This window comes from Methylovorus mays (assembly GCF_020531915.1).
In the GTDB taxonomy this organism is placed as follows: Bacteria; Pseudomonadota; Gammaproteobacteria; order Burkholderiales; family Methylophilaceae; genus Methylovorus; species Methylovorus mays.
In genome coordinates this window covers 680,578-700,645 of the sequence record NZ_JAJAVG010000004.1, presented here as the reverse complement: position 1 = coordinate 700,645, position 20,068 = coordinate 680,578, and the positions used below count along the sequence as shown (strand labels likewise).

General features: G+C 58.8%; 13 protein-coding genes. 3 read left to right on the top strand and 10 right to left on the bottom strand.

Annotated elements, in window-relative coordinates; genetic code table 11:
• The first annotated feature begins 83 nt into the window (after nt 1–83).
• Nucleotides 84–2,186 (top strand): TonB-dependent receptor, encoded by a 2,103-nt coding sequence (locus LG203_RS05480; RefSeq protein WP_230344845.1) that lies wholly within the window; start codon nt 84–86, stop codon nt 2,184–2,186.
• 97 nt (nt 2,187–2,283) lie between these two features.
• Here the strand turns inward: LG203_RS05480 and LG203_RS05475 are convergent, their stop codons facing one another.
• From LG203_RS05475 to LG203_RS05430, 10 genes are all read right to left on the bottom strand, one after another.
• Nucleotides 2,284–4,191 carry an ATP-binding cassette domain-containing protein gene (locus LG203_RS05475; RefSeq protein WP_230344844.1) on the bottom strand — a complete coding sequence of 636 codons (1,908 nt, stop codon included), beginning with the start codon at nt 4,189–4,191 and terminating at the stop codon, nt 2,284–2,286.
• A gap of 33 nt (nt 4,192–4,224) precedes the next feature.
• Nucleotides 4,225–6,288: an AsmA family protein gene (locus LG203_RS05470; protein WP_230344843.1), complete on the bottom strand. Its 2,064-nt coding sequence runs from the start codon at nt 6,286–6,288 to the stop codon at nt 4,225–4,227.
• 207 nt (nt 6,289–6,495) lie between these two features.
• Entirely contained in the window at nt 6,496–7,197 is a 702-nt protein-coding gene (locus LG203_RS05465) for a response regulator (RefSeq protein WP_230344842.1), read from the bottom strand.
• Nucleotides 7,194–9,914: a sensor histidine kinase gene (locus tag LG203_RS05460; RefSeq protein ID WP_230344841.1), complete on the bottom strand. Its 2,721-nt coding sequence runs from the start codon at nt 9,912–9,914 to the stop codon at nt 7,194–7,196. Before LG203_RS05460 ends, LG203_RS05465 begins: the two co-directional genes overlap by 4 nt.
• Nucleotides 9,915–10,013: 99 nt before the next feature.
• Nucleotides 10,014–10,601 carry a potassium-transporting ATPase subunit KdpC gene (kdpC, locus tag LG203_RS05455; RefSeq protein ID WP_230344840.1) on the bottom strand — a complete coding sequence of 196 codons (588 nt, stop codon included), beginning with the start codon at nt 10,599–10,601 and terminating at the stop codon, nt 10,014–10,016.
• 46 nt (nt 10,602–10,647) lie between these two features.
• The gene (kdpB, locus tag LG203_RS05450) at nt 10,648–12,723 is read right to left on the bottom strand and encodes a potassium-transporting ATPase subunit KdpB (RefSeq protein ID WP_230344839.1); all 2,076 of its coding nucleotides are present in this window, start codon (nt 12,721–12,723) and stop codon (nt 10,648–10,650) included.
• 38 nt (nt 12,724–12,761) lie between these two features.
• Nucleotides 12,762–14,570 carry a potassium-transporting ATPase subunit KdpA gene (gene kdpA, locus LG203_RS05445; RefSeq protein ID WP_230344838.1) on the bottom strand — a complete coding sequence of 603 codons (1,809 nt, stop codon included), beginning with the start codon at nt 14,568–14,570 and terminating at the stop codon, nt 12,762–12,764.
• Nucleotides 14,570–14,659: a K(+)-transporting ATPase subunit F gene (gene kdpF, locus LG203_RS05440; RefSeq protein ID WP_230344837.1), complete on the bottom strand. Its 90-nt coding sequence runs from the start codon at nt 14,657–14,659 to the stop codon at nt 14,570–14,572. Before kdpF ends, kdpA begins: the two co-directional genes overlap by 1 nt.
• A gap of 279 nt (nt 14,660–14,938) precedes the next feature.
• Nucleotides 14,939–16,075 carry an MFS transporter gene (locus tag LG203_RS05435; protein WP_230344836.1) on the bottom strand — a complete coding sequence of 379 codons (1,137 nt, stop codon included), beginning with the start codon at nt 16,073–16,075 and terminating at the stop codon, nt 14,939–14,941.
• Nucleotides 16,076–16,204: 129 nt separating this feature from the next.
• Entirely contained in the window at nt 16,205–18,202 is a 1,998-nt protein-coding gene (locus LG203_RS05430; protein ID WP_013441904.1) for a UvrD-helicase domain-containing protein, read from the bottom strand.
• Nucleotides 18,203–18,371: 169 nt separating this feature from the next.
• On the opposite strand from LG203_RS05430, the gene LG203_RS05425 reads away from it, so the two are divergent.
• Both LG203_RS05425 and LG203_RS05420 read left to right on the top strand, forming a co-directional pair.
• A complete protein-coding gene (locus tag LG203_RS05425) occupies nt 18,372–19,568 on the top strand; it encodes a GGDEF domain-containing protein (protein ID WP_230344835.1) in 1,197 nt (398 codons plus the stop codon).
• A 4-nt stretch (nt 19,569–19,572) separates the two neighbouring features.
• Nucleotides 19,573–20,049 carry an MEKHLA domain-containing protein gene (locus tag LG203_RS05420; protein WP_230344834.1) on the top strand — a complete coding sequence of 159 codons (477 nt, stop codon included), beginning with the start codon at nt 19,573–19,575 and terminating at the stop codon, nt 20,047–20,049.
• The last annotated feature ends 19 nt before the right edge of the window (nt 20,050–20,068 follow it).

Below are 20,068 nucleotides of genomic sequence, written 5' to 3'. Positions count from 1 at the left end.
TACAATTGTAAATTATTCTCACTATCAATTCAGGCCTGATGAAACTCGCAGGACTGGAGCGAAAACATAAAAAGATTTCACGCATGCATTCTTACGCTATTCCTTCATTCCCCGTTAAAACCATTTGCCTGATGCTGGCTGCACTGCCTGCCATGGCGCATGCTGAAGAGGTAACCACCACACTGCCGCAGGTTGAGGTGACCTCCAGCAAGGTCACCGAACCTGCCAAGACCGATGGCTATGTCACCAAGTCCAGCACCACGGCTACTAAAACCGATACCCCACTGAAAGATGTGCCGCAGTCCGTGTCCGTGGTCAGCCAGTCGCAAATCAAGGATCAGGCGGTACGTAGCATGGAAGATGCCATACGATATACGCCAGGGGTTGGCATGGCGCAGGGCGAGGGCAATCGCGATACCGTCGTATTCCGTGGCAATGCCAGCACGGGCGACTTTTTCCTCGATGGCGTCAGGGATGATGTGCAGTACTACCGGGATTTCTACAACATTGAAAGCGTGGAGGTATTGCGCGGCGCCAATGGCATGATCTTCGGTCGTGGCGGCGCCGGTGGCGTGGTCAATCGCGTCAGCAAGGAGGCTGGCTGGGATCCTGTGCGTGAGATTTCGCTGCAAGCGGGTTCGTATGGCCAGCGTCGCGGCAGCATTGATATTGGTCAGGCCATCAATGAAGCAGCCGCATTCCGCCTGAATGCGATGGTGGAAAATGCGGATAGTTATCGCGATGGTGTGTCATTGCGCCGCTATGGCATCAATCCGACCGTGACCTTGTTCCCGACAGAGAAAACCAAAGTCGTGCTGAGCGCGGAGTATTTCACCGACCACCGCACGGCTGACCGGGGTATTCCTTCGCAAAATGGCCGGCCTTTTGCCACCAATGAATCCACTTTCTTCGGCAATGCTGCCAAGAGCCCCACTGAAATTGAAGCCCAGAACTACAGTGCGCTGATCGAGCACAGCTTTGACAATGGTGTGCTGCTGAGGAACCGCACGCGCTACTCCGACTTTGACAAGTATTACCAGAACGTCTTTGCCGGCAGCGCTGTGGATGCCAGCGGCAATTACACTGTCTCCGCCTATCGCGATGATACCCAGCGCGAAAACCTGTTCAACCAGACCGACCTGCTCTATACCCTCAAGCAGGGCGCAGTCAGCCACAAGCTGCTGGTCGGCATGGAGCTTGGTCGGCAGGACACCGATAACGTGCGCTACAGGCCTAACTCCAGCGGCACACTGACCAACACTCAGTCGGCGCAGAATCCTGTATTTACTGGCCCGATCAGCTTTACCAACCTGCAAACCCGTAATCGCAGTCAGGTGGATGTTGCCGCGTTTTACCTGCAAGACCAGATTATTCTGAACCCACAGTGGCAGGTGATCGTAGGGGCGCGTCTGGATAAATTTGATGTGGATTTCAAGAATCAGATATCCGGCCTGAAAATCAAAACAGACGATGACCTTTTCTCGCCACGCGCGGGCCTGATCTACAAGCCGGTAGAGCCTGTGTCGCTATATGCCAGTTACAGCCAGTCGTATGTGCCACGCGCTGGTGATCAACTGACCTCGCTGAACATGGTGACCAGCACCTTTGATCCGGAAAAATTCAAGAACACTGAAGTTGGTGCCAAGTGGGAGGTAAAACGCGGTCTGGAGATCAATGCCGCCTTGTTCAAGCTGGAGCGTACCAATGTCGCGGTTTCGACCAGTGCCACGACATCAGCGCTGGTCGATGGGCAGGACACCAAAGGCTTTGAGCTGAGTGCCCTGGGCCGGATTACCGACAAGTGGAATGTGATTGGCGCCTACACCCTGCAAAAAGCCGAGCTGGTGGACACGACCAGCGTCGGCGCCGATGGTGCCAGCGCCCCCAATACGCCACGCAATACGTTCTCGCTATGGAACCGCTACGACATCAATGATACCTGGGGTGTCGCGCTGGGCGCGATCAGCCGTAGCGAGATGTACACCTCGTTTGACAACACCGTGCTGCTGCCAGGCTACACACGGTTTGACGGCGCGGTTTACGCCAGGCTCGATAAAAACCTGCGCCTGCAGGTCAATATCGAGAATATCCTGAACAAGGAGTATTACCTCTACGCCCACAACAATAACAACATCACGCCGGGTTCACCCACGGCGGCGCGCGCCACTCTGATCTACAATTTCTGATCGGGTGTTCCCTTCTGGCAGGCGTAATGGCCTGCCAATAAAAAAAGCACACGCTTTGCAACGTGTGCTTTTTTGTTGCCTTCACACTGCACTGAGTTTAACGCTTGCTTTCCAGCGCTTCCCAGCGCTGCATGGCGGCATCAATGGCTGAGCTCAGCTCATCCAGCCGCGCTTGCAGGGTTTTGACCTGCTCGGGATTTTCGCGGTAAAGATCCGGGCTGGCGAGCGAAACATTGATCTCGGCCTGTTCTTTTTCCAGCTGCTCAATGCGGCCGGGCAGCTCTTCCAGTTCACGGTTTTCCTTGAAGCTGAGGCGATTGGCAGCCGGTTTGGCCGCGGCCGGTTTTGCTGCGGCAGGCGCGCTGGCGGCCCGGGTTTTCTCGGCAGCCAGATTGGCCGCCTGCTGTTGCTTGTAGCGATACCAGTCGTCATAACCGCCGCCAAACTCATCCAGTACGCCATGGCCTTCAAACGCAATCACCTGGGTGACGGTGTTTTCCAGGAAGGCTCTATCATGGCTGACCAGGAACAGCGTGCCTTCAAACTCCTGCAGCAGGTTTTCCAGCAGCTCCAGCGTGTCGATATCCAAGTCGTTGGTGGGTTCATCCAGCACCAGCACATTGGCCGGGCGCGCAAACAGGCGCGCCAGCAACAGGCGGTTGCGTTCGCCACCGGAGAGCGATTTCACCGGCGAGCGCGAACGCTGCGGCGGGAACAGAAAGTCCTCAAGATAACTGATGACATGCTTGCGCTCATTACCGATCTGCACGAATTCGGAGCCAGGGCTGATGGTGTCGGCCAGCGTGGCTTCTTCATCCAGTTGCTCGCGCATCTGGTCAAAATACGCCACGTTGAGGTTGGTGCCGCGTTGGATGGTGCCGCTATCGGGTTCCAGCTCGCCCAGTATCATCTTGAGCAGGGTGGATTTGCCCGCCCCATTCGGCCCCAGCAGGCCGATGCGGTCGCCCCGCAGAATGCGCGTGCTGAAATCCTTGACCAGCACCTTGTCGCCATAGGCTTTGTTCACATGCTCCAGCTCGGCCACCAGTTTGCCCGAGCGTTCGCCACTATCCAGTGTCAGCTTGACGTTGCCCTGGCGCTCGCGGCGCGCAGCCCGCTCCAGACGCAACTGTTCCAGACGTCGCACGCGACCTTCATTGCGGGTACGGCGTGCCTTGATGCCCTGGCGTATCCAGGCTTCTTCCTGCGCCAGTACCTTGTCGAATTTGGCTGCATGCGTGGCTTCTACCGCCAACAGCTCTTCCTTTTTCACCAGATACTGGGTGTAGTTGCCAATAAAATCAGTGAGATGGCCGCGGTCCAGCTCGACAATGCGGGTCGCCAGACGATCCAGGAAGCGACGATCGTGGGTAATGAACAAGACGCTGCCCTGAAAGCCGAGCAGCAGCTCTTCCAGCCATTCAATCGCAGCAAAATCCAGATGGTTGGTCGGTTCATCCAGCAGCAGCACTTCCGGCTCCGCGACCAAGGCGCGACCCAGTGCCACGCGTTTGCGCCAGCCGCCGGAGAGGGTGGAGATCAAGGCATCGGGGTCTAACTCCAGGCGGCTCAGCGCAGCATCTACCTTGCTCTGCGACTGCCAGCCCTGGCGGGCGTCGAGTTCGTGCTGCAAGACTTGCATGCGGGCCATCAACTGATCGAGGTCAGCATCGGGGTTGCCCATGCTGTGCGATACCTGGTGGTATTCCAGCAGGATTTTCTGCAGGTCGCCCAGGCCTTCGGCCACGGCTTCAAATACGGTGTGGGTCGGCTCCAGTACTGGTTCCTGCGACACATAGGCCACGCGCGCATTGGGGGCGCGCCACAGGGTGCCGTCGTCCAGTTTGCTGTCGCCAGCAATGACTTTCAGCAGGCTGGATTTGCCAGCCCCGTTGCGGCCAATCAGGCCAACACGTTCACCGGGGTCCAGCTGAAAATCGGCGTGATCAAGAAGAGGGTAATGTCCATAAGCCAGGCTGGCTTGGTCGAGCGTGATATAAGGCATGCCGCATTTTAACAGGTTGCAGCGCGCATGCGCCTATCGCGACGATGTTTTGCCTGGCGCGGCTTCCTGCTTGAGCTGCTGCAAGACCTCGGCGCAACTGGCCTGCTTGCCATTGCCAGGGTCGACAAACGGCAGGATGGCTGCCAGTGGATTGATCAGCCCCAAGGCAATGCCACCAATCACGCGCAGGGCAATCGGCGTTTTTTCGATAGAGACCTCGGGCTGCAAAAAGCTGCCTTGCACATGGATGGGGGAGCGCACGGTCAACGGCGATACATTCTTTGGTTTGGCCACCAGGCGCAGGTCCAACAGCTCTTTACCCATGTCGATATGGCCATCGGTCAGCACGCGCGTCACCGGCGTATCCATCAAGCCCACGCGGGGGCTTAGTATGCCGTCTGTTGCCTGCATGTCGATCACGGCGCATTGCAGGGGCACCGGGCTATCGCCCTGGATCATCACGCCCAGCGCCTGGGCAATATCAAGCCCGAGTGCCTCCACGATAAGATGCGAGACCGAGCCATCGCGCACGGTCATGAAGACATTGCCGTCCAGCGAGCCCAGCAGTTCGGCGGTGGTTTGACCTTTGCCATCCAGTTTCGCTTTGCCGTTTAAGCGGCCGGTAAGGTAAGGCTGCGGTTCGGGTTTGTTTTCCTTTTTGGCGTTTTCGCGCTGGGTTTGCGAGATTTTCAGCCATTTGTAGAGATCAATGTTTTTCCAGGCTAGCTCTGCGCGCCAGACCGGAATCGCGTCGGGCGGCAGCTTTTTCACATCGGCTTCCAGGCCATTCAGTTTGCTGGCGTCGACCGAGATCATGCCGGACAGGCTGCCATCTGCCGTGCTGGCGTCTATATCGGCCAGGCCAAGCTTGCCTTTTTCCAGTTGCAGGGTGGCTTTGAGCGGTGCAATCGGCCGCTGGAACGCCGAGCCCAGGTCCACATAATCCATCAGGAGACTGATGCGGGCATCCATCTTGTTCAGCGCGGGCAGATTCAAGGGTGTATCTGGAATGGCGCGCGTGCGGGGCGCATTGTCATCGGCTTCTGTTTCAGTGGCGGTACCAAAGGCCGGCCCGAGGTCAGCGAGTACGAAACGCTTGCCGCGAATATCGCCGGTGAGCAGCGGCGTTGCCGGCCGCAAGTCGTATTTGAATTTGCCTGTGAGGTCACTGCTGCCGATATGGGCCGAGGTGACATTCGCCAGCCACAGGCCACCTTCCTTTTGCAAGGTGGTGGTCAAGGTAAACGGGGCCGTGGTGGGCAATACCGTGCTGACCAGATTGCCAAACAGGCTGAGCGATGGGCCTTTTACCGTCAGGGTGCCCTTGATGGATTGCTCACCCAGCGCATCCGCCACCTGTCCATCAAAGTCAGCACGCAGGCCACCATACTCCACCCAGCCTTTGGATCGCACGGTGTCATTGTTTTCCTTGAGGCTGGCTATCGGCAAAAAGCCGGTGGTGGAAAGATGCCCGCGCAGTGCGTGTTTGCGCAGTTTGCCCTCAATATCCACATTGGATTGCATGGCGGCGCTGGCGGGCTTGCTGGGGGTCTGCTCCGAGCCTTCCTGCGTATTGAAGCGCAGATCCAGATCGGCTTCCGAGAGTGCATCGCGTACCACCGCAGTGCCGTTATGAATCACCAGATTTTCAAAAATGGGGAAGGGCCGTGGCGGTTCCTGGTCATCCTGCTTGAACTGCCAGGTGGATATGCCATCCCGGTTGCGCAATACCCTGGCATCAATTTCCTCCACGCGCAGGCTTTTGATGCGATAGGCATCGCCAGGTTGGAGCTTGAGCAAATCGCGATAGCGCAACCGCAACTCGGCTTCTTTCACATCGACAAAATGCGGCACCTTGAAGGCATCCGGCGCTGAAACATTCAGCCCGCCAGCACGCAGATAAAGCCCGCCGAGGAGATGCAGCTCAAACGGCGCGGTGATGACGATCTTGCGCTCCAGCTTTTCACTCAGAAACTGCTGTGCCGGCGCCCGCAGAAACGGCCAGCCCGCCAGCTCGCATGCGCCCAGTGCAATCAGCAGCAGAAGCAGCGTTATCCAGAAAGTACGAAACAGCGGGCGTGAAAATAGCGGTGGCATGCGGTTCTTATTCAATGGTTGATGTTTAAATGGAAAGCATAAACGCCGACAAGTTCACCGCTCTGTGTTGCAAGGCGAGAGCTCTGGCGATGGAATGCAGGCGCGAGTCTGGGCGCAAATGCCCATGGAAGCAAGGTGAATCCAATGTGAGTATTGAGGCGCAGCCGCAATCTGCCAGCCGCTAGCCCGCGCCAGACCGAATGGCCCTCAGTCTCCGTCTGCCAGCAGGCGATAGCCCACACCGGTCTCCGTCAGCAGGTAGCGCGGTTGGGCCGGGTCAGCCTCCAGCTTGTGCCGCAAGTGACCCATATAGATGCGCACATAATGCCCGCTCTCGATATGGCTGGGGCCCCAGACCTCCTTCAAGAGCTGGCGTTGCGTGACCACGCGCCCGGCATAGCGGATCAGCGCTGCCAATAACCTGAATTCGATGGGCGTGAGACTGACCAGCGCATCGCCGCGATGCACCTGGCGATTCACCAGGTCCACCCGAATATCCCCCATGGTAAAAACGCTCTCCTGTGTCGGATTGCCCGTCTGGGAGTGTCGTCGCAACTGCGCGCGTATGCGTGCCAGCAACTCGGCAGTGCCAAACGGTTTGGTCAGGTAATCATCGGCGCCGGCATCCAGTGCGCTGACTTTCTGCGCCTCCTGCGTGCGGGCCGAGAGCACTATCATTGGCACATTGCTCCAGCTGCGAATCTGGCGAATGACGTCAATGCCATCCATATCCGGCAGCCCGAGGTCAAGAATGATGGCATCCGGTTTGCGTGTACCGGTATCAATCACCCCTTGCCTGCCGCTGGGCGTGCTGTGTACGGTGAACCCGGCATCTTCCAGCGCCGCCTGGACAAAGCGCTGAATCTGGACTTCATCTTCAATCAGGATGATGGTGGCCGTGCTGCTCATGCGGGAGTTTCCTCGGCGAGTGGGGGGGCGGGTGGTTCGCCCAATGGTAAGGAAAAAATGAACCGGGTGCCATGCGGCTGTTGCGCTTCTGCCCATAGCGCGCCGCCATGCGCCTGAATGATGGCCTTGCAGATGGAAAGCCCCAGACCGACACCAGGTTGCGAAGATTCGACTTGGCCCCGGGTGAATTTCTGGAATATCTGGGTTTCCATCCCGGCAGGCAGGCCCCAGCCTTCATCGGCCACGGTGATCCACACCTCGCCTGGATGCTGCTGGGCAGAAATGCGTATGGTGGTATTCGGCGGACTGTATTTGCAGGCGTTATCCAGCAGGTTGCAGAACACGCGTTCCAGTAGTACCGCATCAAACTGCAGCAGAGGCAAGTCGGGCGGCAGCGTGACTTCAATATGGTGCTGCTGGCTGACCGGTTGCATGGCGCGCAGGGCACTGCCCAGCACTTCCTCCAATACCTGCCACTGGCTGTTGAGTTGCACGCTGCCGGCCTGCAGGCGTGCCATGTCCAGCAGATTTACCACTAGTTGCTGCATGCGAAACGCCTGGTCGTACAGGGTTTCCAGCTGGGCATGCCGGTCAGCGGGCATGCCCGGGGCTTGCCGCAGCTGGTCGGCGATGCCGAGCAGCGAGGTCAGCGGGGTGCGCAGGTCGTGGGAAATCGCACTCAGCAGCGAATTGCGCAAGCGCTCTGACTCCATGGAAATCAGCGCATCGCGCGCCACTTCAACGTAATGTTTGCGCTCCAGCGCCAGGGCAATCTGCGCGGCAAAGGTATCCAGCAGCTGGCGTTGTTCCGGCAAAAAGATGGCGGCCCGGTTTTCCGGGACAATGGCCAGCACGCCGCGGGTACGCATGGGCGCCTTGAGGGGCACATACAGCACCGGGCTGGAGGGCAGGGTATTGGTACCCAGGCCAGCGTGTTCCTGATGATCAAAGGTCCATTGCGCGATGCCGAGATCCACATCGGCCAGGGTATGCCCATGCCCGGCATCCGCTTCCGGTGCCCGCAGCTTGTCATCGGCATCCGGCAGCAAAATGGCAGCGCGGCTCTGGAACAGGCTGGCGATATGGTGCACGCTGACCTCAACAATATGCTGCGTGGTCATGGTGGAGGCCAGCTCCTTGCCGATTTCGTACAGGGCCAGGCTGCGGCGTTCGCGGTAATTGGCGATCACAGCCTGATAACGCAGGCTGGAGGTAAGGTTGCTGATGACGAGCGCCACTGACAGCATGATGCCAAAGGTCAGCAGGTATTGCGTATCGGAGACGGTAAACGACAGCTTGGGCGGCACAAAAAAGAAATCAAACGCCGATACGCTGAGGATCGACGCCAGAATGCCTGGGCCACGTCCGTAACGGATGGAAATCAGCATGACGCCTAGCAGATAGAGCATGATGACATTGGATAATTCGAAGTATTGCAGCAGCATGCCCGCGATGACCGAGGTGGCCGCACTGATGGCCAGTGCCCACAGGTAGCCACGTTTTTTCAGGCCGGATAAATGGGCATTGGCCGCCATTTGCAGGCTGTGCTGTGGTGCTGGCTTGTGCCGTGGCTTGGGCTGGCGCACCACCACATGCAAGTCAATATCGGTGGCTTCCTTCGCCAGTTGATCCGTTACGCTGGGGACGAAGAGGCGCATCAGCAAAGGCCGTCTCGGCTTGCCTACCACCAGGCGCGAGACATTGCGGCTGCGGGCATAGTCCAGCAGCACAGTGCTAACCTCATCGCCGCTCAGGGTGGCGGTGGTGGTGGCGCCCAGTGTTTGCGCCAGCCGCAGGTTGTCAAGAATGGCCTGACGCTCGGCGTGCCCCAGCTTTTGCAGGGCGGGCGTTTCCACATAGGCGGCCAGCCATTCAGCTTTCATGCTGATGGCGAGGCGGGCGGCGGTTCTCACCAGTTGCTCGGCCTCCGGGCCTGGGCCCAGGCCCACCAGTATGCGCTCATGGGTTTGCCAGACGTGCTGAATGCTCTGGTCAGTACGATACTCGCGCATCTGCGCATCCACGCGATCTGCGGTGCGGCGCAACGCCATCTCGCGCAAGGCGATCAGGTTGCCCTTGCGGAAAAAATGGCGGCGCGCGCGCTCCGCCTGCTGCGACATGTAGACCTTGCCTTCCTGCAGGCGCTGCAGCAGCTCTTCCGGCGGCAGGTCGACCAGCGTCACCTCATCGGCGAGGTCAAACACCTTGTCCGGCACCGTTTCTGATACCCGGATGCCGGTAATCTGGCCGACTACATCATTCAGGCTTTCCAGGTGCTGCACGTTGAGCGTGGTGTAAACGTCGATGCCCGCCGAGCAGAGTTCTTCCACATCCTGCCAGCGTTTGCGGTGGCGGGAGCCCTCGGCGTTGGAATGCGCCAGCTCATCCACCAGCAGCAGGCCGGGGCGGCGTGCCAGCGCGGCATCCAGATCAAACTCGTGCAGAGTTTTATCCCGGTAGATCAGGCTTTTGAGAGGCAGTTGTGGCAAGCCTTGCAGACGCGATTCGGTGTCGCGGCGGCCATGGGTTTCGATCACGCCGACCAGCACATCCTCGCCTTCCTGCATGCGGGCATGCGCGGCGGTCAGCATGGCGAAGGTCTTGCCTACACCGGCGCAGCTGCCGAAGAAAATCTTGAGCCTGCCGCGTTGTTGGCGGGCATCTTCCTGCTGCAGTTTTTCCAGCAGCGCATCGGGATCAGGGCGCGTATGGCTCATGTGCGCAGTATAGGCGATTTCGTGGTGACGTCCGCAGGGCAGCATGCAAGGCATCGCGGGCATGGGGGGATGTGCATATTCATGTCACGCATTCCCATCTTATTGACCCCGCTGCTGTGGTTGCAGGGCGTCCAGCGCCAGATTGAGTTCTAGTACATTGACACGCGGCTCGCCCAGCACGCCGAACTGGCGCCCTTCAATATGCGCCGTCACCAGCGCATTCAGCTGATCGGCCGTCAGATGCCTGGCATGAGCGATGCGCGCCACCTGAAAATAGGCGCCGGCCGGGCTGATATCCGGGTCCAGCCCACTGGCGGAATTGGTTACCACGTCTACCGGCACCGCAGAAGGCGATGCGGCGCCGGTCTGCAAGGCGGCCACGCGCTGTTTGACGGCATCGCTCAGCGCCGGGTTGAGCGGCCCCAGGTTGGAGCCGGATGAAGCAGCGGCATTATTGGGATAGGGTGCAGTGGCCGAGGGGCGGCTCCAGAAATAGCCCGGGCTGCTGAAGTGCTGGCCGATCAGGCGCGAGCCGACAATCTCGCCATCGCGTGTGAGCAATGAGCCCCCGGCCTGCTTGGCAAAGGCCGTCTGGCCGATGGCGCTGACCAGCAGCGGATAAACGAGTCCGGTCAACAGGCTCAGGCTGACGAACAGGAACAGGGCAGGGCGTAAATGCTGTTTCATGATGATGTTTCCTCAAAAAATGTAATGCCTGGCATGGAGCTAGGGGCTAGAGCATTTGCAGCAACAGGTCGATAAGCTTGATGCCGACAAAAGGCACCACCACCCCGCCCACGCCGTAGATCAGCAGATTGCCACGCAGCAGGCTGGCAGCACTGGCGGCGCGATAGGGCACGCCTTTCAGCGCCAGCGGAATCAGAAACATGATGACCAGTGCATTGAAAATCACCGCCGATAGAATGGCCGACTCCGGGCTGGCGAGGTGCATGACATTCAGCGTATTGAGCTGCGGATAAGTGCTGGCAAATGCGGCCGGGATGATGGCGAAATACTTGGCGATATCGTTGGCAATGCTGAAGGTGGTAAGCGAGCCGCGTGTCATCAGCATCTGCTTGCCGATCTCCACGATCTCAATCAGCTTGGTCGGGTTGGAGTCCAGATCCACCATATTGCCGGCTTCCTTGGCGGCCTGGGTGCCGGTGTTCATGGCGACCGCAACATCGGCCTGCGCCAGTGCGGGGGCATCATTGGTGCCGTCGCCAGTCATGGCCACCAGCTTGCCCGCCGATTGATGCTCGCGTATCAGCTTGAGCTTGGCTTCCGGCGTGGCTTCGGCCAGAAAGTCATCCACACCCGCTTCGGCGGCAATGGCGGCGGCCGTGAGGCGGTTATCGCCGGTGATCATCACGGTTTTGATGCCCATGTTGCGCAGCTCGGCAAAGCGTTCCTTGATGCCGCCTTTCACCACATCTTTCAGCTCAACCACCCCCATCACGCGACCGTCGTCGGCCACCACCAGCGGAGTGCTGCCGCGGCGGGCGATATCGTCCACCATCTGGTTGACCTCATGGGCAAATTTTCCGCCCTGCGATTCCACCCAGCTACGAATCGCCGAGGCAGCGCCTTTACGAATCTGTCTTGCGCCCAGGTTGACGCCGCTCATGCGGGTTTGTGCCGAGAATGGCACGAACTCGGCTTGCAGGCCCTGCAGATCGCGTTCGCGCAAGGCGAAACGGTTTTTCGCCAGCACGACGATGCTGCGGCCTTCTGGCGTTTCGTCGGCCAGCGAGGCCAGCTGCGCGCTATCGGCCAATTGTTGCTCGCTGATGCCGGGTGCAGGCAGAAACATGGATGCCTGCCGGTTGCCCAGTGTGATGGTGCCGGTCTTGTCCAGCAGCAGCACATCCACATCACCGGCGGCCTCCACTGCGCGGCCCGAGGTGGCAATGACATTGGCCTGCATCATGCGGCTCATGCCCGCCACGCCAATCGCCGAGAGCAAACCGGCAATGGTGGTGGGAATCAGGCATACCACCAGTGCGACCAGCACGGTAATGCTGGCAGGGGCGCCTGCCCCGGCTGCATGCACGCTAAAGAGGGAGAAAGGCAGCAGGGTGACGGTTGCCAGCAGAAAGACAATGGTCAGCGCTACCAGCAGTATGGTCAGCGCGATTTCATTGGGGGTTTTCTGGCGTTTGGCGCCTTCCACCATGGCGATCATGCGATCCAGAAAAGCTTCGCCGGGATTGACGCTGATGCGCACCACCAGCCAGTCCGACAACACCTGGGTGCCACCGGTGACAGCGCTGAAATCGCCGCCGGATTCGCGGATCACCGGGGCCGATTCACCCGTGATGGCCGCTTCATTCACCGAGGCAATGCCTTCCAGCACCTCGCCATCGGCCGGGATCATGTCCCCGGCTTCTACCAGCACAATGTCGCCTTTGCGCAGGCTTTGACTATCGGTGATGCTGATGGCCGCCTGGCGTGAGGCGCTGGCCAGTTTTTTGGCGGGGACATTCTGCTTGGCGCTGCGCAGAGCCGCTGCCTGGGCTTTGCTGCGGCCTTCTGCCAGGGCTTCGGAAAAGTTGGCAAACAGCACGGTAAACCACAGCCAGATGCTGATCGCCAGGATGAAGCCTGCCGGGGCTTCGCCATGGCTGCCATGCGATTCAAGCACCAGCGCCTGGATGAACATGAGCGTGGTGAGCATGCTGCCCAGGTAAACGACGAACATGACCGGGTTGCGCCATTGCACCTGCGGCGCCAGTTTTTTGAAGGAAAGTGCGATGGCAGGCAGTATCAGCTGCGTATCGAACATGGAAAGGCCTTTGGGGGAATGCATGCGGAAAGACTCCTGAGTAGGGTAGGAAGGCACCACGATTAGTGGCCAGCCACCATTTGCAGATGTTCGATGACCGGCCCCAGCGCCAGCGCGGGTACATAGGTCAGGGCACCGACCAGCACCACCGTGCCAATCAGCAGGGCAATGAACAGCGGGCCATGTGTAGGCAGGGTGCCGAGGCCGGGGGTGATGCGTTTTTTAGCTGCCAGCGCCCCGGCAATCGCCAGGATGGGGATGATGATGCCGAAGCGTCCCACCGCCATCGCCACTGCCAGCAACAGGTTGTAAAACGGGGTATTGGCAGACAGGCCGGCAAATGCGCTGCCATTGTTATTGGCTGCGGACGACAAGGCATAAAGGATCTCGGTGAAACCATGCGCGCCGGGGTTGGCAATGCCGGCGAGTCCGGCCGACAGCATCACGGTGATCGCAGTGCCTGCCAGCACCAGAATGGGCGTGACCAGCAGGATGACGGCCGACATTTTCATTTCAAAGATTTCAATCTTCTTGCCCAGGTATTCCGGTGTGCGGCCTATCATCAGCCCGGCCACAAACACCGCAATCACGGCATAGATCAGCATGGTGTAGAGCCCGGAGCCCACGCCGCCAAATACCACCTCGCCGAGCTGCATCAGCCACAGCGGTACCAGGCCGCCCAGGGGGGTCAGCGAATCATGCATGGTATTGACCGCACCACAGGAGGCGGCAGTGGTGATAGTGGCAAACAGGGCCGAGGTGGTGATGCCAAAGCGGGTTTCCTTGCCTTCCATATTGCCGCCGGATTGCAGCGCGCTGCTGGTCTGGTCTACGCCCAGGCTTGCCAGTACAGGATTGCCATCCTGTTCAGCCCACAGGCTGACGGCGGTCATGGTTACAAAGAGCAGTGCCATCGCCGTCCAGATTGCCCAGCCCTGGCGACGGTCGCCCACCATCAGGCCAAAGGCGTAGCAGAGCCCGGCTGGTATCAGGAAAATCGCCAGCATTTCCAGGAAATTGCTGAACGGTGTCGGGTTCTCAAACGGATGCGCCGAATTGGCATTGAAAAAGCCACCACCATTGGTGCCCAGCATCTTGATCGCTTCCTGCGAGGCGACCGGGCCCATGGCCAGCGTCTGGGTGTGGCTGGTGATGGTTTCCTGCGCTGGCTTGCCATCGCCATCCAGCGTGGGCTGGCCCTGGGCATCCAGCGCGGGCTGGCTGTAGGTGACGCTTTCCAGGGTATTTACCTGCTGGTAGGGGTTGAAATTCTGGATCACGCCCTGGCCCATCAGCAGCACCGCGAGCAAGACGGACAACGGCAGCAAGACATACAGCGTGCTGCGTGTCATATCCACCCAGAAGTTACCAATGGTGGCGACCGAGTGACGGGCAAAGCCGCGAATCAGCGCGATCACCACGGCAATGCCGGTGGCGGCGGAGAGGAAGTTTTGCACCGCCAGCGCCAGCATCTGGGTGAGATAACTCATGGTGCTTTCACCGGCATAGCCTTGCCAGTTGGTATTGGTGACAAAACTCACGGCGGTGTTGAAGGCCGAGTCCAGGCTGATCTCGCCCATGCCCGCCGGGTTCAGCGGCAGGCTGCCTTGCCAGCGTTGCAGCAAAAATACTGCCAGCACGCCAATCGCATTGAACAGCAGCAGGGCGAAGGTATAGGATTTCCAGCCCATCTCCTGTTGCGGGTTTACCCCGGAGACGCGATACAGCAGCCGCTCCAGCGGGCCCAGCAGTTTTCCCAGTACCGGCAGGCGGCCTTCCATGGCGCGGTGCAGATACAGGCCCATGGGTTTGGTCAGCAGCAACAGCGCTGCCAGATAGATCGCCACTTGTAGCAAGGCGTTCGTACTCATCAGAATTTCTCCGGTTTGCATAAGGCGTATAACAGATAAGCAAGCAGCAGCAGGGCAAGTACGCCGCTCAGTACATAAAGCCATTTCATGGTTTCGCTCCCAGGTAGATGCAGTACGCGGCCACCAGATAACTGGTCAGCAGGTACAGCAGAATCAGCAAGGTGTTGAGAATGTCCATCGGAGTCATCAGCCTGATCCAGTGAATGGCGTGAGCTTACTGAGGCCGATGTAAAGATGGCGTAATGAAGCGGGAGAGGGGTGTAAAAATGCTGTAAAAACGTAGCGTTCAGGCACCAGCAGGGCGCCAGTGCCTGAGCGTTTGCGGTCACCGCCCGCAGGCGGTGCTTAGAGCGGAGTGCTAGGCGGGATCAGCCGCGGCGCATGCTGAATAGCGTAAGCAGGCAACCGGCAATGGCGACCACGGCGGCGGCCAAAGGCACCGCTTGCAGGCCCAGGCCGAAATGAATCACGGCGCCACCGAGAAATGCGCCGACGGCATTGCCCAGGTTAAACGCACTCTGGTTGACGGTGGAAGCCATGAGTGGCGCCTCGCCTGCTTGCCGCATGGCATTGGTCTGCAAGCCCGGCCCGACGGCAAAGGCAATCATGCCCCAGATAAACGCCGTAGCGACGGATAGCAAGGTAAATTGCATGCTCCAGGCAAACAGCAGGCTGAGCAGCGCCATGCCCAGCAGCGAGCCGGCAATGGTCGGCAGCAGCCAGCGGTCCGCCATCTTGCCGCCGATATTGAGCCCGAGCGTGGCGGCGATACCCAGCAACACCAGCACCAGGCTGACGGCGTGCGGACTCAGGCCGGACTGGTCTTCGAGAATGGGGGTGATGTAGGTGAAAATGGTAAAGACGCCGGCAAAGCCCACTGCGGTAATCGCCATCGCCAGCAGGGTTTGTGGGTGCAGCAAGGCTTTCATTTCATCGCGGATGTTCGCGCGCGGCATGGCGGTGATGTCGGGGATAAAGCGCCACACGGCGGCCATGGCAACCAGGCCGCAGGCGGCCACGGTCCAGAACGGCAGGCGCCAGCTGGTGAGCTGGCCCAGCAGGGTGCCCAAGGGCACGCCGAGCACATTGGCCAGCGTCAGGCCGCTGAACATCAGCGCCAGTGCGCGCGAGCTTTGCCCCGGTGGCGCCAGGTAAATGGCCACCACGGCGCCTATGCCAAAAAATGAACCATGACTCAATGCGCTGAAAATCCGGGCGAAGGCCAGCAATTCATAGTTCGGGGCCAGCGCACACAGCGCATTACCCAGAGTAAATATGCCCATCAGCCCGATCAAGGTCGCCTTGCGCGGCCAGCGCATGGTGAGCGCCACCACCAGCGGCCCGCCCACGACGACGCCCATGGCATACACGGTGACCAGATTACCGGCCGCCGGAATCGATACCTGCAAATCGCGGGCGATATCCGGCAATAGCCCCATGGGCAGAAATTCGGTCATGCCTATACAAAATGCACCGGCGGCCAGCGCCAGCATCCAAAGACCCATGGGGTGGTTTCCTGAAGTTAAATCATGATTAAGAGAGCAGTCGTCTGTGGACGCTGAACTCCGCAATGGCCGGGCTTTCTCCAACCTGTTCAAGCCTTTGCCAGGCCTGAATTTCTGCCCGGGGCTTGGCTATTCCTTGGCCTGGGCCAGCATGGCACGGATTTGTGCCATGCGTTCGCGGCCATTTTCCTTGGCAGCGGCCGGGTCACTGGCTGGCATGCCGAAATGCTTGACGTCATCGTGCGGCAACTCGGCAATGAAACGGCTGGGTTCGCAGCTCTCGGTTTCGCCGGCGCGCTTGCGCTTGCGGCACCAGGAAATATTCAGCGACTTCTGCGCGCGGGTAATCCCCACATACATCAGGCGGCGCTCTTCCTCAATGCGGTCGGTGTCTATGCTCTCGCGGTGCGGCAATATGCCTTCCTCACAGCCGATCAGGAACACATGGCCGAATTCCAGGCCCTTGGCTGCATGCAGCGTCGATAGTTTGACCGCGTCCGGCTCGCCGTTTTCGCGGCCTTCCAGCATGCTCATGAGTGAAATCATCTGCGTCAGTTCCAGCAGGTTTTTCTCGTCCTCATTGCCTTTTTTGGTGAGCCAGCCGGTAAAGTCCAGCACGTTTTTCCATTTGCTTTCGGCGGCGCGTGGCTCCTCACTGTCGTAAAGAAAGGCTTCGTACTGGATGGCATTCAGCATGTCGTTCAGCATCTCGCCTGCCGGATCGCGCGTGGCACGCTCCTGCACGCGGTTGATGTACTGGCAGAAGGTCAGCAAATCTTCCAGCTGGCGGGCGCCCAGCTCGCGTTGAAAGTCGCCCTCAAATGCGGCGGCAAATAGCGAAAGGTGATGGTCGCGGGCATATTCACCCAGGCGTTCCAGCGTGGTGTTGCCTATGCCTTTTTTCGGGGTGGTGGCGGCGCGGATAAACGCCGGATCATCGTCTTCATTGGCGATCAACCGCAGATAGGCCACCAGATCCTTGATCTCGGCCTTGTCGAAGAACGACTGGCCGCCAGAGACGGTGTAAGGCACCTTGTGGTTGCGCAATTGCTGCTCGAAAATGCGCGCCTGATGATTGCCGCGATACAGAATCGCGTAATCGGAAAACTGCGTACGGTGCTCGAATTTGTGCGCCATCAGCTTCATGACCACGGACTCTGCCTCGTGGTCTTCATCGCGCGCAGCGCTAACCTGAATGAGGTCACCCGTGCCCAGCTCACTCCACAGTTTCTTGTCAAACAGCTTGGGGTTGTTGGCGATCACCTGGTTGGCCGCCCGCAGGATGCGCACGGTGGAGCGGTAGTTCTGCTCCAGCTTGATCACCTTGAGCCGCGAGAAATCTTCGGTCAGCTGTCGCAGGTTTTCCACATCGGCGCCACGCCAGCCATAAATCGCCTGGTCATCGTCACCCACGGCGGTAAAGCGGCCTTCGACGCCTGTCAGCAGCTTGACCAGCTTGTACTGGCAGGCATTGGTATCCTGGTATTCATCAATCAGCAGGTACTTGAGCTTGCGCTGCCATTTTTCCAGCGCCTCGCGGTGCTGTTCAAACAGCTCCACCGGCAGCTTGATCAGGTCATCAAAGTCCACCGCCTGGTAGGCCTTGAGGGTTTGCTGGTAAAGCTGATACACCTTGGCGGCGGCGTGCGTCAGTTCTTCGTCGGCCTGGGCCTTGGCCTGGTCCGGGTTGATGAAGGCATTCTTCCACTGTGAAATCTGCGATTGCGTGCGGCGCAGCAGCTGCTTGTCGGTGGTGGCCAGCACGTCGGCCAGTATCTTGTAGCTGTCGGAAGAGTCCAGAATGGAAAACTGCGGCTTGTAGCCGAGCAGGGCAGCTTCCTGCCGCAGCATCTGCAAGCCCAGCGAGTGGAAGGTGGCAATGGTCAGGCCCTTGGCCGACTTGCCTTCCAGCAGATGCCCCACCCGTTCCTGCATCTCACGTGCCGCTTTGTTGGTAAACGTGATGGCCGCGATTTCGCGTGGCTGATAGCCGCATTGCTCGATCAGATAGGCGATTTTCTGCGTGATGACGCGGGTCTTGCCGCTGCCCGCACCGGCGAGCACCAGCAAAGGGCCGTCCAGATATTTGACCGCTTCACGTTGCGGGGAATTGAGTTTGCTTAACATGCACCAGGTGGATTCGGTTCAGGAGGAATGAGGATGCCGTTGATGACAGGCCGCGCGTACTTCCAAAGATGCATAAGTTTAGCTTTAACCGGGTTTTGATGCCAGCCAGCATTGCTTGTGGCATAGTGTCATGTATATAAAAAAATTATTAAAGGACACTGAATCCGTAATGTTAGGCTTGGATTTCAAGACCATGGTTGTCATGGCTACCTTGCTGACATTCTGCATGTCGGCACTACTTATATTCATGCGTTTTCATGGTATTCGTGGTCCGGAGTATTGGGCCACCGGAAATCTCTTCATCAGTTTTTCCATGCTGTTTGTGGTGTTCCATTATGACGATGTTGAGCATTGGGTTTCGCTGATCCTGTCGCTGATGGTGTTCGGGCAATCCGTGCGGCTGCTGGGGATACGGCGCTACGTTGGACACAAAGTCCGCTATTATTTTCCGTTTCTGATGGTCGGCGGCCTCTTGTTGCTGAATGTGTTTACGCTGGCTATTCTCAACAATCAGCCGCTCACCGTGTTTGTCAATTCCATGGGCATCGCCTGTTTGCATATTGGCTCGGCATGGCTGCTGAACCAGTTTTCAATCAAACCTGAGCGTGCTCCGGCCGAGCGTACGGCATGCCAGGTCACGGCGTTCATTTTCTCCAGCATGGCGCTCTTGATGATCTATCGCGCCATTACCGCCCTTTTTGCCGAAGGGGCCATCCTCGATCATCCCATGAGCTGGTATCCCAATGTGCTCACCTTGCTGATCGGCAGTATGTTGCAGATGTTTGTGACCTTTGGCCTGGTCATGATGGTGAGTTACCGCAAATCCGCCGAGCTTGAGCAGTACGCGCATTACGATGTGCTCACGGGGATACTGAACCGGCGCGGACTGGAGGAGGCCGCCCGTCGCCTCTCCAGTTTTGGACGGCGTAACGATAGTGGCCTGGTCATGCTGCTGCTGGATATTGATCTCTTCAAGCATATCAATGATCGCTGGGGCCATCCGGTAGGGGACGAAGTATTGCGCCAGCTCACACAGCAAATCAAGGCTCTGACCCGGCAGGAGGACATTCTTGCTCGCTATGGTGGCGAAGAGTTTTGCCTGCTATTGCCGGCAACGACTGAAAAAGAAGGCATACAATGTGCCGAACGCATCAGGAAGGCGGTAGAGGCGCTAAGCATTCCTCAGGGAGATGCTACCCTGCGGTTCACGGTAAGTGTGGGTATTACCTGTGCCAGACTCGCGGGATACGATTTCCGCAGTCTGCTGGCATCCGCCGATGCTGCCTTGTATGCCGCCAAAAAAGCCGGGCGTAACCAGGGAGTGTCGTACTCCAGTTTGTCCGGACTCAATTTTCAGGCAGCCTGACCGGATGTCTGCTTTTGCGGCTACCCCCTTTATTCTTGCGCAGAGCCGCTTGCTGTGTGCCAGTTACCAGCAGTTGACGGGCAAAGCGCTGATGAATGCGGCGCCGGCACTGCAGATGGATGACATGCGATTGGCTGAATCACTATATCGTGCAGAGGTGGCAGTACTGTCGCACGATACGGCAGCAGATCCGGTATTCAATTATGCCAATCTGCAGGCCCAGGCCTTGTTTGGTTATGACTGGGACAGCTTTGTCCGTCTGGCCTCAAGGTTATCGGCCGAGCCCATGTTGCGGGATGAACGTGCAGCCCTGTTGCAGCGCGTTGCGCGCGATGGGTTTGTTGATGATTACGCCGGGATTCGTATTGCCCGTGATGGCCAACGTTTCATGATCAGCCGTGCCACCGTTTGGAATCTGCATGACGAGGCAGGGGTGTATCGGGGGCAGGCGGCCTGCATCCATGACTGGCAGCCACTTTAGGATGTCCATCGGCATCAAG